Annotated in this window: 13 protein-coding genes and 1 pseudogene; 1 reads left to right on the top strand and 13 read right to left on the bottom strand. The window is 32.8% G+C overall.

Annotated elements, in window-relative coordinates; genetic code table 11:
* Window positions 1-5: 5 nt before the first annotated feature.
* Together prpB and LS66_RS04330 are read right to left on the bottom strand one after the other, a co-directional pair.
* On the bottom strand, window positions 6-881 hold the full coding sequence (gene prpB, locus LS66_RS04335; protein WP_011115239.1) for a methylisocitrate lyase: 876 nt from the start codon (window positions 879-881) through the stop codon (window positions 6-8).
* Window positions 882-884: 3 nt separating this feature from the next.
* Window positions 885-2,786, bottom strand: a complete 1,902-nt coding sequence (locus LS66_RS04330; RefSeq protein WP_011115238.1) for a propionyl-CoA synthetase — start codon at window positions 2,784-2,786, stop codon at window positions 885-887.
* A 178-nt stretch (window positions 2,787-2,964) separates the two neighbouring features.
* On the opposite strand from LS66_RS04330, the gene LS66_RS04325 reads away from it, so the two are divergent.
* Window positions 2,965-3,912: a hypothetical protein gene (locus tag LS66_RS04325; RefSeq protein WP_034367950.1), complete on the top strand. Its 948-nt coding sequence runs from the start codon at window positions 2,965-2,967 to the stop codon at window positions 3,910-3,912.
* On the opposite strand, the gene LS66_RS04320 is transcribed toward LS66_RS04325, so the two are convergent.
* The 11 genes and pseudogenes from LS66_RS04320 to LS66_RS10055 form a co-directional block, all read right to left on the bottom strand.
* A complete protein-coding gene (locus tag LS66_RS04320; protein ID WP_034367948.1) occupies window positions 3,894-4,244 on the bottom strand; it encodes a hypothetical protein in 351 nt (116 codons plus the stop codon). The genes LS66_RS04325 and LS66_RS04320 overlap by 19 nt on opposite strands.
* Window positions 4,234-4,800, bottom strand: coding sequence for a hypothetical protein (locus LS66_RS04315; RefSeq protein ID WP_034367946.1), 567 nt, complete (start codon window positions 4,798-4,800; stop codon window positions 4,234-4,236). The genes LS66_RS04320 and LS66_RS04315 overlap by 11 nt, the downstream gene beginning before the upstream one ends.
* Window positions 4,800-5,513, bottom strand: a complete 714-nt coding sequence (locus LS66_RS04310; protein ID WP_138091905.1) for an alpha/beta fold hydrolase — start codon at window positions 5,511-5,513, stop codon at window positions 4,800-4,802. Before LS66_RS04310 ends, LS66_RS04315 begins: the two co-directional genes overlap by 1 nt.
* Before the next feature lie 9 nt (window positions 5,514-5,522).
* Window positions 5,523-6,053, bottom strand: a complete 531-nt coding sequence (locus tag LS66_RS04305) for a hypothetical protein (RefSeq protein ID WP_034368436.1) — start codon at window positions 6,051-6,053, stop codon at window positions 5,523-5,525.
* On the bottom strand, window positions 6,034-6,480 hold the full coding sequence (locus tag LS66_RS04300) for a hypothetical protein (protein WP_034368433.1): 447 nt from the start codon (window positions 6,478-6,480) through the stop codon (window positions 6,034-6,036). Before LS66_RS04300 ends, LS66_RS04305 begins: the two co-directional genes overlap by 20 nt.
* Window positions 6,470-6,964, bottom strand: a complete 495-nt coding sequence (locus LS66_RS10265; RefSeq protein WP_052057531.1) for a hypothetical protein — start codon at window positions 6,962-6,964, stop codon at window positions 6,470-6,472. The genes LS66_RS04300 and LS66_RS10265 overlap by 11 nt, the downstream gene beginning before the upstream one ends.
* Window positions 6,964-8,931: a hypothetical protein gene (locus LS66_RS10260; RefSeq protein WP_236096973.1), complete on the bottom strand. Its 1,968-nt coding sequence runs from the start codon at window positions 8,929-8,931 to the stop codon at window positions 6,964-6,966. Before LS66_RS10260 ends, LS66_RS10265 begins: the two co-directional genes overlap by 1 nt.
* A gap of 933 nt (window positions 8,932-9,864) precedes the next feature.
* Window positions 9,865-11,124 carry a hypothetical protein gene (locus tag LS66_RS04280; protein ID WP_138091902.1) on the bottom strand — a complete coding sequence of 420 codons (1,260 nt, stop codon included), beginning with the start codon at window positions 11,122-11,124 and terminating at the stop codon, window positions 9,865-9,867.
* 10 nt (window positions 11,125-11,134) lie between these two features.
* Entirely contained in the window at window positions 11,135-12,091 is a 957-nt protein-coding gene (locus LS66_RS04275; protein ID WP_138091899.1) for a hypothetical protein, read from the bottom strand.
* A 36-nt stretch (window positions 12,092-12,127) separates the two neighbouring features.
* Window positions 12,128-13,423 carry a hypothetical protein gene (locus LS66_RS04270; protein WP_138091896.1) on the bottom strand — a complete coding sequence of 432 codons (1,296 nt, stop codon included), beginning with the start codon at window positions 13,421-13,423 and terminating at the stop codon, window positions 12,128-12,130.
* 10 nt (window positions 13,424-13,433) lie between these two features.
* Window positions 13,434-13,770, bottom strand: a pseudogene (locus LS66_RS10055) (hypothetical protein); the annotation flags it as partial.

The raw sequence follows: 13,770 nt of genomic DNA, 5'->3' as shown, positions 1-13,770 counted from the left end.
TCTCCTTATTTTTTATGTTTAAAAAGCTCATCAAGCTTCTTCTCAAAAGTATGATAACCGAGCATTTCATAAAGTTCATCACGAGTTTGCATAGAATCTATACTTTGCTTTTGTGAGCCATTTTTAATAATATCTTGGAAAACTGTAAGTGCTGCTTTATTCATCGCTCGTGCTGCTGAAAGTGGGTAAAGCACCATTTTTACACCAACATTTTGAAGTTCAGAGGTCGTAAAATAAGGGGTTTTTCCAAATTCTGTAATATTTGCTAAAACAGGCACTTTGATGTTTTGTGTGAATTGTTTATATTCTTCAAGTGTATGTATGGCTTCGGCAAAAATCATATCTGCTCCAGCCTCTACATAAGCTAATGCTCTCTCAATCGCACGATTCTGTCCTTCACTTGCGTGTGCATCTGTGCGTGCCATCAATACAAAGTTTTCATCAATTTTTGCATCTACTCCGGCTTTGATTCTATCGCACATTTCCTCTAGGCTTACAAGTTCTTTATTAGGGCGGTGTCCGCAACGTTTTTGCGCCACTTGGTCTTCAATATGACAACCTGCTGCACCGCTACGTGTTAAATCTTTGATAGTGCGTGCAATGTTAAATGCCCCACCCCAGCCTGTATCTGCATCAACAAGTAAAGGTAAATCGCTTGCTGCAGTGATTCTACGCACATCAATACACACATCTTCTAATGAGCTAATGCCCAAATCCGGCACTCCCAAACTCATAGCAGCCAATGCACCACCACTAAGATAGAGGGCTTTTGCTCCACTTTTTTGTGCTTGTATAGCACTATATGCGTTAATTACACCGATAATTTGCAAAGGATTATTTTGCGCTACGGCTTCTCTTAATTTTATTCCTTGTGATTTCATTTTTTACTCCTTTGTTTTGATTGGATAACCAAGCGTGGCAAGTGTTTTTTCTATCTCTGGCATAACGCTTGAATCTTCAATAGTTGAGGGCATCTTCCATTCATTGCCATCAGCAATATCACGCATTGTGCCACGCAAGATTTTACCACTTCGTGTTTTAGGAAGTCTTGCTACAACAGCCACAATATGCAATGACGCTACTGCACCAATTTCCTCTCGCACGAGTTGAACAACACCCTCGCATAAACTTTGTGTATCACGTTCAAGTCCGTCTTTAAGCACAACAAAGGCTAATGGAATCTCCCCTTTGAGTTCATTATTAACACCTATAACTGCACATTCAGCAATATCTGGATGTTTTGAAATGGCTTCTTCCATACCACCCGTGGAGAGACGATGCCCTGCAACATTGATTACTCCGTCCATTCGTCCCATTACAAACACATAGCCGTCTTTGTCAATATACCCACTATCACCTGTAAGATAATAGCCCGGATAGTGATTGAGGTAAGAACGTTTATATCGTGCATCATCACCCCAAATACCGCAAAGACACGCAGGAGGTAATGGGAGCTTGATAACAAGATTCCCTAATTTTCCCCTCTTACATTCCTTACCCTCTTCATCAAGCACCTTAAGATTGAATCCGGGCATAGGCTTAGTAGGAGAACCTGCTTTGATAGGAAGTGGTTCTAAACCTAAAGGATTAGCTGCTATTGCCCAGCCGGTTTCTGTCTGCCACCAATGGTCAATCACGGGTTTTTTGGTAATTTTTTCAATCCATTTGAGCGTATCTGTATCGCAACGTTCTCCAGCAACAAACACTGCTTTAAGCGAAGAGAGATCATATTTTTTAAGCCATTCGCCTTTGGGATCTTCTTTTTTAATAGCCCTAAATGCAGTAGGTGCAGAGAATAGAATATTAACCTTATATTCTTGGACAACACGCCAAAATGCACCAGGATTAGGGGTTTTGACAGGTTTTCCTTCATAAAGGATTGTTGTGCAACCATTCATTAGCGGTGCATATACAATATAGCTATGTCCAACTACCCAGCCTACATCACTTGCAGCCCAAAATACATCGCCTGGTTTGGCATTATAAATATTATCCATTGACCATTTCATAGCCACAGAATGTCCTCCATTGCCACGAATAACACCTTTTGGCTTACCTGTTGTGCCTGAAGTATAAAGCACATATAAAGGGTCAGTTGCATCAAGCGGAACACATTCTACGCCTTCAGTTTTCTCTTCTTCACTCTCCCAATCTACATCACGCCAAGGGAGCATATTTGCTCTCTCTTGTGGGCGTTGCCAAATAAGACAAGTGGTGGGTTTATGATTTGAAGATTTAATAGCCTCATCAAGAATAGGTTTATATTTGACTACTCGGCTAATTTCTATGCCACACGAAGCGCTTATAATCACTCGTGGTTTAGCATCTTCAATACGCGAAGCAAGCTCGTGTGAAGCAAATCCGCCAAATACAACACTATGAATAGCACCAATCCTTGCACACGCAAGCATAGCAATAACAGCCTCTGGAATCATAGGCATATAAATAAGCACTCTATCGCCCTTAACTACACCTTTATTCACAAGTATTCCAGCAGTTTTGGCTACGCGTTTGCGCAATTCTTTATAAGTATAAGATTTTTTTGTATCAGTTACAGGCGAATCATAATAGAGTGCTACTTGCTCCCCTCTGCCATTTTCTATATGCAAGTCAAGAGCATTGTAGCAAGTATTCATACAACCTCCAACAAACCAACGATAATGGTCATTGACAACATCAAGCACCTTATCCCATTCGTGATACCAATGCACTTTTTTAGCAGCTTCTGCCCAAAAAATTTCTGGATTCTCAATGGATTGTTGATAAATTTCTTGATATGTGGGCATTTTTTCTCCTTTACAAGTAGATAATTGCTTAAAGTTCTATTCTAGCTTGATTGATGAGATTTGCTTTGAACAATTTTTGTTTTTTAAACACAAGATTTGAGCATAAATGCTATAATTGAACAAAAATTGTGCAGTTTATGCCTAAAACAAAGAATATCAGAACATAAAGGATTAAAATATGGCATTTGGGGCATTAGAAAAATTGATTATCATCTATCAACAATCAGGATTAAGCGTGTCAAAATTTGCCCAAATCATTGGAAAAGATAGACGCACACTTACTTCGTGGATTGATAAAAGTGTGCAAAAGCAACCCTCTGTTGAGGTGCTTAAATCAGTGAGCACCTTTTTTCGCTACCCCGAAAGTATTTGGGAGCAGTGCGATGAACAGGAGTTTTACGCTTTGCTTAAAAATGTGCCAAAGAGTGAGGTAAAAATCATTGATAAAGGCTATGAGGGCGGTTTAGAGTATATTTTAGATAAGGAATCTAAGCGCCGATTTGTTATTCACCCTCGTTTTCCCTCACCCGCATATCGTGATAAAATTGTTACCTTTCCCTACAAATTTGGACAAACCCCACACGCAATTAATTTGCGTAAAATGCGCTATGAATTAATGCTTGAGCACGGATTTGAAAGTATAGAATGGTATAGTATAGAATCTTTGTTACGCTTTGCATTTTCACCTATTGGCAATATCTATACTATTGGACAGAGGCTTGAGGTATTAGATTTAATGCTTGAAAGTCTTGAGGATAATTACAATAAAAGCCTTTATCTTTTTGATTCATACAGCACAAAGATGTTTGGCGTAGATACAACCTATATTTCTATTAACCCGCACGATAATTTAATATTTTTCAAAATGCCCATAGATTCTCTGATTGTAGAAATTAGCAATAAAACGCTTGTGCATAGAATCCATAAACATTTCACTTCTCCCTCCAATGCTCCAAAGCATATCCCCAAAGATGATGCTCCGCAGATTCTAAAAATGTGCGCTGAATGTATTGCTCAAAAAAAAGATATAATGGCATTTTGTGCGCTTATAAATGAAAAAACTTCTTATGCTCCACTTTTTATGAGCAGTATCTCAACGGAATTTCATCATCTGTTTGGCAAATAGTTTGATTTTTCAAAAAGTGAGCCACTAAAACCTGAATCTGTATTGGGACAATGCTCTAGTAAATCATAGCGTTCAAAGAAGTTTTGTAGTTGAATCTTGCCAAATTCGCCTTTGAGTTTAAGGGTATCAAAAAATGAGCTGTCTTCTGTTTCATAGCCATAATAAGTGGAATCTAAAATGTCGTGGAGGGTGATAGTCGGATTGCTTTTCCTATCTGTATTTTCAATATCTTGAATGTTAAACTTCTTTCCTATCAAGTCAAAGTATCCATAAGAAGCCCAAGCTAGTTCGGCATTATCTTTCATTTTACTAATTAATATTTTATTTTGCATTATTTGCCTCCTTTGGATTCATATTGTATTCTGATATATCACTACAACCTAATCTTCCCTCACTCCAATAAAATCCACTTCCTTCATTGCCATCTGGATAGTAGCGTTTGGTGCGCCACACGACAGAGAAATACATTGCATTTGTATTATACCTATTGACTTCTGATGCATTACTAAATAAGTCAATTTCCATTTCTATTCGTGAGTTTTTGTGTTTCCAACCTGTTGCTGTTTGATATTCAAAGATGTCTTTTTTATACCAACCATCGGTTTCTTTTTTTTTCCAAGCTCTCTCATTCAACTCCTCCCAATCCAAACTCTCTAAATCTGTATCAAAGTAACTTAGAATCTTGTTGTATTTATTTTCATCATTGGGCAGCTCATTTAATTTACACATATTTCTAAACTGCCAATAACTCGGCTCTAAATAAAAAGAATAAGGAGTGTAGTAAAAGATAGAGAGAAAAAAAAGTATTACTATAATACTTCCTATGTTGTATTTAAAATAAAAAAATAAAACTAAAGGAATAACAATAAAAAAAATTATGGCTAACATTAGGCAACACTCTTAGATTCTAAAGAGGTATTATAAGTATAAACTTCATTAATGATACTTGGATAGCTTAAAGCAAAGAGTTGAGCGAGATAGCCACCAAGTGAATGTCCTATAACATTAATCCTTGCAATGCCTTTTTCTTGTAGTAAAGGCTTGAGAGTTTCCTCATAAAAGAGAAGCATATCAAAATACTGCTCTATCACTCTATTCATATCACTATTATTTGTGCCTATGTAATAATCATTGAGTAAATCTTGGATTTGCTCTAGTTTAAATTCTGTTCCTCTTATGGCTAGGGTGTATTCTAAATCTTTAGAGTCTGCTTTTGTGTCTTTAAAGAGTGTGGCGGAAAATCCTGAATCTGTATTAGGACAATGTTTTAAAAGGTCGTAGCGTTCAAAGAATTGTTGTAGTTGAGTCTTGCCAAAGTCGCCATCAAGTGTGCCGATAGTAATTTCTTTTTGTTCTTTACCTAACTGAACAAGTTCAACAACTCTATGATTTTTATACTTTGTATTTAAAATATCTGTAATGTAAATTTCTTGAACTTTTAGTTTATTATTAACATCTCTTATCTCATTACCTTTTTCATCTAGTATTACAATAAAATAAGATTTACTTTGTTTTTCTAAAAAATAATGGAAGTATCCATAAGCTGCCATTGCTAACTCTGCATTATCTCTTAGTTTTTTAATCTGCTCTCTATTTTTCATATCATTTCCTTATAACTGATTGCAAATAAACTTATTATCTTTAAAACATTCTGGCATATTTTTAATTAAAATATCACCGCAAGTAAGATAATTATCCCAAATTAGCCTAAAATCCATATTGCCTTCATTGCCTAGCATTGTTGGTCTCAAATTATACCAAACTGAACCCGATTCGTTTATTTTTGTTATATTTTTTTTCGAATCCATTTCAACATTTAGTTGAGCTTTTATCCTTTTGGTATCATATCTTATTCTTACAATATAATTATTGTTTTCAAGCTTTAAATTATTTTGTAAATTATTGGGATTAACTCTAAAAACTTTTAATAATTTTTCTGTTCTTTTTTTGGAATGTGGCATAATATCTAACTCACATATCTCCTTAATCTTCCAATAACTCGGTTGCAACTCATAAGGAGTATAGTAAAGTGGGATTCCTATGAGATAAATAATCCAAAGAATAAATAAGGCTTTAAATACTTTTAGAATCTTTTTTATCTTAATTAGAGTCTTTTTTCTTTTAAGCTTTTTTTCTATCATTATTATTTGTGCCTATGTAGTAATCATTGATGAAATCTTGGATTTGTTCTAGTTTAAATTCTGTTCCTCTTATGGCTAGAGTGTATTCCGAATCTTTAGAATCTGCTTTTGTGTCTTTAAAAAGCGTAGCAGAGAATCCTGAATTGGTGTTAGGGCAGTGTTTGAGTAAATCATACTTTTCAAAGAATCTTTTAGATTGAGTGGGGGAGAAGTCGCCTTTAAAAATTGATTTATAGTTTAAATTAAGAATATCCGAATAAGAGGGATTATTATATCCTTCAATTTCTCTAAATTGCTTTAATTTCTTTCCATCTTTATCTAATTCGTGAGGCTTATAATTTGGATTCGCTAGATGAAAATATCCATAAGCAGCCCATGCTAATTCCGCGTTGTTTTTAAGCCTATTTGTAAGCTCTTTATTTGTCATTAATTTCCTTTATATCAATAATGCAATTCTCAAAATCTGCTTTGAACACAAAGTTATAAGAAGCTATGCTCTCTTGTTCAAAATATTTTCTTTTATTATCCCATTCCACATATAGCCACATATTATCAATATTTTTTTGGGACACTATTTTACTATTGAAAATAAAAAAGAGGCTACTTCCAATTCTATTATATCGTTTTTTTACTTTATGTATATACTCACCATAATCATTTAAATATAGGTTATTTGCTATCTTCTCCCAATCTAAAGTATCTAAACTTGTATCATAATAACTTAGAATCTTATTATACTTTTCCTCATCATTAGGAAGTTCATTAATCTTACACATATTTCTAAACTGCCAATAACTCGGTTGTAATTCGTAAGGCACAAGCCAACCCCAGCCAAAGAAATAGATAAAGACGATAAGAGGCGGAATAATGATAAAACTTAAAATTTTAAAAGTTTTTAGAATCTTTTTCATTAAGCTATCTTTTTATAACTATTAGCTTTAGGAATACAAATAAGTGGAACTCCTTTATCAGAGAATACTCCAGAACTTACTAAATCTTGCATTATAGGATAATCTTCATTATGTTTTTTTAATCCACGAGAACTAGGAAGTATAAGTGCTACTTGTGTGCAAGGTCCTCCACTTATAGGAGGATTAGGACAACCTACAATAGAGCTATAGAGTAAATCAGTTTCTAAAATAAAAGGGATATTCTTATCTTGAATGCTTTTACCTAGATTAGATTTTAATTGCACTACTCCTCCGTGAGAGCATTTCATCTCATTATCTTCTAGTATAGGGTGAAGCATAGCAATGCTTAAAGGTTTTAATTGTTCTTTGTGTTGTTTTTGTTCTCTTTGTATGATAGCTTTATCTTGTTTTTCTTGAGATTCTTTGTTTGTGAGTTCTAGTTTAATATTTAAACTAGAATCTAAGAGAGAATAATTTAAAAGAGTAAGAGTAGAAGCATTTAAAAAGATAGTAAGTGTGCCTAGATTATTTTCTTCATCTTTGGGGGAGAAATAGTAAGTTGGTGTATCTTGTTTAATGGTATTGTCTTTATCTAATTGACCAAAGAGAAAGGGATTCGTTTCTATTTCAGATGAGCCTGTGAGGAGAGTGGAGTAGAAAAAGATTTGAGTAGAGGGAGAGTTAAGAATATCTTGTGTAATACCATAGTCTTGATAGTCTTCTAATAAAGATTGTATGTCTATGTAAGTTTTATCTTGAGTGAATATGTCTATTTTATTGTTATGGATATGGAGGAGGTGAGACATTGAGATGTTTTTATCTAAAAATATGATTTGAATGCTTTTGTCTTGGGATTCTAAGATAAGATTGGAATGTTTGTTTAATCTTGCTTGTTGTTGCTCTTGTCTTTGTTTGTCTCTTAATGCTTTTTCTTGTTCTCTTTGTAGTTCTTTGAGTTGAGATTCTTTTTGTTTAGAATCTAAGTTTTGTAAGGATTGTTCTAAGATTTCTTGTTGTTTTTGTAATTCTTGCTTTTGCTTTTCTTGTTTAATTTGAGAAATAGAATGATAGAGGTCTTTTCTGGCTTCTAAGTATTCATCAGTTATAGAATCTTTGTTGGAGAGGAAGGAAAGGTAAAAAGATGATTTATAATTAAAAGACTTTTTATTCACAATAGCTTCTTTATTTTCATCAAGCAAAATATAGTCTTCACATTGATATAGGGCATTGAGTAGATGAATAGGGGAATCTTTGGTGAGGGAATCTATATCGTTGAGATTAAGTTTTTGGATATATGCTACCTTTGGATTGGCAAATGAAATAATAGGGATAGGTTTGTAGGAATTAAACTCTGTATTGGTTTTTTGGATATTATAGTAGAATTTTTGTTTTTCTTGTTGTAAATCTTGTGGCTGTGGGGTCAATTCTTGATTATCATTTTGTAAAAAACTGCACATTATTATATCTTGGTTAAAGAGATTGGTATAGTTTTTATTGTTGCTATACAGAGAGCAGATATTGTTATTTAGAGTTTTAAAGCTTGGGTAAAATTCGTGAATATTTGCAAGAATTTTAGTAGAAGTCATCGTGGTTGTAAATGTTCCCTTAGCCGCAATGTCTCCTACCTTTGAACCTGTTTTTATTGCAGAAGACATAAAGCCAGAAATAGCAAATGAACCCAAATAATACATAGGTCGATTTTTTATTTCATTTTTAGCTAAATTAAAAAGTATTTTAGCCCTATCCCAGCTATTTATACTTGCTATACCCCTCCAAAATAACTCTACTTCCTCAATGGCTTCTTGCTGATAATAATCTTTAATCACGACACTACCATTTTGCCAATCTCTTAAACCAGAGATTCTACTTAGAAAATCTCCAAAGTTATAGGGAGTAACCAAGAAAGTATCATAAACTCCTTTGCCAAAATCATTTAAGTGTTCTATAATATTTTTATTTTTCTCCATAATTTATCCCTAAAATTTAATCCCTAAAAATCCCACAAAAAAAGCTATTAAAATAATAGCTAATATTCCCATTGCCACCCAATGAATAAACGATTGTTTGTGTATTTTTTGTGGAGGTTGTGTTTTGTGTAATGGGATTACACAAGCTATTATAAAATTGATAAAACTTAAAAATATAAAAGAAAATAACAAAGCCACAATAAACTTTACATTCTGATTAATTGTTGTTGGCAACAATATTGCAAAACATATTCCCGCAATAAACCAAAATATAATACCTATCCCTGTATTTATATAAATGGAGCTAAAAGATTCAACAATTTTATTTGTTTTATAATAGGTGAAGCAATATTTACATTGTAGAACTTCTCCCATTTTTAAAGTATAAATATTCCGAAGCTTCTGTAATTTATTGATTTTCTCCCCACATACTTCGCATTTTTTATAAAGAAACATTTGATAATCCTATTAACTTACTAAGCCAATATTATAACATATATTCTTGAGCTTTATTTTATTGCTCCATTATGCATACATTTAATCTCATTATCTTCTAGTATAGGGTGAAGCATAGCAGTGCTTAGAGGTTTTAATTGTTCTTTGTGTTGTTTTTGTTCTCTTTGTATGATAGCTTTATCTTGTTTTTCTTTAGATTCTTTATTTGTGAGTTCTAGTTTAATATTTAAACTAGAATCTAAGAGAGTAGTTTAAAAGAGCATTTGACAATATGTTTGTGTTTTTAGAGTTATTCTTTTGCATAAGTGTCCTTTGTTATGATTTATCTATGGTATGTATGCTTTGTATTATATTTTATAGTATTTGTATTTCTACTTATATCATTACTCTTTGTATAAACTATCTTTATTTTCTATTTCGTTTTATTGCTCTATCTAATAATATTATTTTATGATATACCTGTTGTATATTACACCCCTATTTAATATGATGCTTTTTAGCATACCATTCTATTTTATCACGTAATTCTTGTGGGAAAGTTTCTCTATATATGGCTGGGATAGTGGGGTTTAGTTTTTTATCAAGTTTACCCTCTTTATAGATTTCTTCTAAATATTCAGGAATATAGTAAGTTGGAGCATTGGGATAACTCTGCGGAGGAGTAACCGAAATTACTTTAGCTTCTAAAAGCATAGTATTCATATAGAGTTTAGCAGCCTCTTCACTCCATTCATTTGGAATATCAAGGTCATAATTGGCTCTATTGCCTTTAATATAACTATATGATCGTTCTAAAAACTCCTTCCTACTCTCAGGTGTAGAATCTTTATCTCTAGGGTCTTTGAGTTTGCCTTGTTCGATTCGATCATCTAAAATTCTTATAATATATCCTTTCCCATCGTAAGCCCAACGATACTCATTATAATCCATCACCCAATCTACCCCTATCATCTCATCTAAATAAGGAAGCATACCAAAGCTATCTAAAGGAGGATTCTTAGCAAGATTTTGACACAGAGCTTTTCTTAAAGGATTTTGATGCACACCATCTATAAATGAACTTACTCCTAAAGAATAATGCAACATCTCTACATCACCAAGTTGGATTAATAAAATAATACTTTGATAACTTCTTGAAGTAAATCCTGTTCTGTGCATTTCTTTAAACCCATTTATATCTCCTAATATCCCTGCTGCTAGATTCCATTCACTCATAGCTAAGTATCCATCACTTAGATGAGCTAAACCTCTGTTTGCTTCTACTTCTGCATAGAGGTATTCATATTCTTTATTGATAAGCTTTCCATTTTCATCTACTCCTGCATAAGCCTCATAAGGTATATCTATAACAGAACTTCTTAATCCACTTCTTATTACCAAGTATTTATATCTTTCTCTTTTAGTCTTTAAAGATTCATAATAGGCTTTTTCTTGTTTTGTCCAAGGAGCTATTGCTCCTTTTACAGGCTCTTTAAGATAGAGTTCTTGCCAAGCTTTAAATTCTAAATAACTTGAGCTTTGTCCTGTTTTTAAAGTAGGGTCTAAATAAATTGGTTTATAGGATTTATAGGGGGAGGATTCCATAATGTGGTGGGCTTGTAATAAGGCTTTGGAATACTCTTTGGTGTATTTGCCAACTCTGCTTTTATCTTTATTAACAAAATCTATTTCATTTGTTTGTTTATTTACATCTAATATAAAACCATCTACTGTATCTATCTCATAAGTCTCACTCATAATCTCTCCTTTATCCTATATATAATCCATCTTTCATTATGATGGTAGTAGCTAGTCTTCCTATGAATTTAGGGCGAGTTTCTTTTGTTTCATTATCTTGATTCTTATCTTTTGTAAAAACTTCTGTTTCGTCTTGTTCATTTTTTGATTTATTATTTTGGTTTGTATTTTGGTTTTCCCCTATCCCCACATACAAAGCTTTGATATTGTTTTTTCCTATGATGTTAAGATGTTCTAAAAGTATCTTTATCTTTGCTTCATAGGTATTTGTTTGTGTATTAGTGTTGGTAATATCATTGGCTATATCACTTAATATATCTATGCAGGTATTATAAGCATCTATGGCTGAAGTTGGTGCCTTTGTATCATTGTCTTTATTATGAGGATTTCTACTTTCTCTATGTTTATACAATCTCTGATTCCACTCATCTTGTTTTAAAAGCATAAATAATTCTTTGAGTATTTGTATATTTATAGAATTCATAGTGTAATTTCTCATAGAAAAGCCTTGAAATTCTAAGTCTTTTAACAAGGATTGTAAGCTATCATAATGATAAGAGAGAAAGGGTAAATTTTTATGAGGCATTGGCATATTGAGATAATAATGTGTAGTGTCTAAATATTGGCTTGTAGTTAAAGGAATAATAAAATTTACATTTCTTTCTTGCTTTTTATAAGATTGCAAGATACTTGCATATTCGTGTGGAATAGAGAAATGCTTTAAGGGTAAGGAGAGAATCTCTTGAGGGATATTAGAATAAAAGAGAGGATTTGTTGTTGTGATTGTATGAGTTGAGTAAGGTATAAAATCTTGTAGAGATTCTATGGCTACATTCTTTTGTCTTATTCCTTGCTGTAGTCCTAATAATCCACCTAATCCTAATATTCCTAAATCTCTTAATTGCTTTAAGGCTTCTCTTCTATTAAGGATAGAGATTCTTATTTTGTTGTTTAGAATAGTTTGCATAAGTTTTCCTTTTAAGATAAGATTTTTTATTTTATATTATTTTATATTATGTTTTCTTGCATAATCCTCTATTTCTTTCCTTAAGTATTCTGGGAAGTTTTCTCTATATATTGCTGGGATAGTGGGGTTTAGTTTTTTATCTAAATAACCTTTTTGATAAATCAGCTCCAATTTTTCAGGTGTATAATAAGTTGGAGCATTAGGGTAGCCTTGAGGGGGAGTGATGGCTTTAATTTTGGCTTCTAAAAGCATAGTGTCTAACCAAATATTTGCTGATTGTTCTGGAGTGTCATTACTAACTTCTAAACTATAATCTGTTTTTAAATTTTCTCTGTAGTTAATCGCTTCTTGTTCAAATTCTAATCTACTCTCCTTTGTAGAGTCTTTATCTCTAGGGTCTTTAAGTCTGCCTTGTTTAACATCATCATATAAAGCCCCTATGGCATCACCACTACCATCATAAATAAATCTATAATTATTAAAATCCATCACCCAATCTACTCCTATGAGTTCATCTAAATAAGGAAGCATACCATATTTATCATAAGGGGGATTTTTGGCAAATTCTTTAATTTGCAAGGCTCTTAGTTTGTTAATATGTATACCATCAAATCCTAATTCTGATTTGTCAGCATAGTTGATAAAAGCCCCAGATATATCTCTACCATAAGCTTTTTTCCCTCCACCTGAAAGTTGTAAGGTTAGAAATTTAACCTGACGCAATCTTGCCTTAAAGCCGTGTAATCTACCATACTTAGCAAACCCATTTATATCTCCTAATATCCCTGCTGCTAGATTCCATTCACTCATAGCTAAGTATCCATCACTTAGATGAGCTAAACCTCTGTTTGCTTCTACTTCTGCATAGAGGTATTCATATTCTTTATTGATAAGCTTTCCATTTTCATCTACTCCTGCATAAGCCTCATAAGGTATATCTATAACAGAACTTCTTAATCCACTTCTTATTACCAAGTATTTATATCTTTCTCTTTTAGTCTTTAAAGATTCATAATAGGCTTTTTCTTGTTTTGTCCAAGGAGCTATTGCTCCTTTTACAGGCTCTTTAAGATAGAGTTCTTGCCAAGCTTTAAATTCTAAATAACTTGAGCTTTGTCCTGTTTTTAAAGTAGGGTCTAAATAAATTGGTTTATAGGATTTATAGGGGGAGGATTCCATAATGTGGTGGGCTTGTAATAAGGCTTTGGAATACTCTTTGGTGTATTTGCCAACTCTGCTTTTATCTTTATTAACAAAATCTATTTCATTTGTTTGTTTATTTACATCTAATATAAAACCATCTACTGTATCTATCTCATAAGTCTCACTCATAATCTCTCCTTTATCCTATATACAATCCATCTTCTAGTATGATGGTAGTAGCTAGTCTTCCTATGAATTTAGGGCGAGTTTCTTTTGTTTCATTATCTTGATTCTTATCTTTTGTAAAAACTTCTGTTTCGTCTTGTTCATTTTTTGATTTATTATTTTGGTTTGTATTTTGGTTTTCCCCTATCCCCACATACAAAGCTTTGATATTGTTTTTTCCTATGATGTTAAGATGTTCTAAAAGTATCTTTATCTTTGCTTCATAGGTATTTGTTTGTGTATTAGTGTTGGTAATATCATTGGCTATATCACTTAATATATCTATGCAGGTATTATAAGCATCTATGGCT

Source organism: Helicobacter sp. MIT 03-1614, assembly GCF_000762925.2.
GTDB lineage: Bacteria > Campylobacterota > Campylobacteria > Campylobacterales > Helicobacteraceae > Helicobacter_C > Helicobacter_C hepaticus.
Note: the sequence above shows the minus strand (reverse complement) of the source record. Positions and strands in the feature narration are given on the sequence as shown.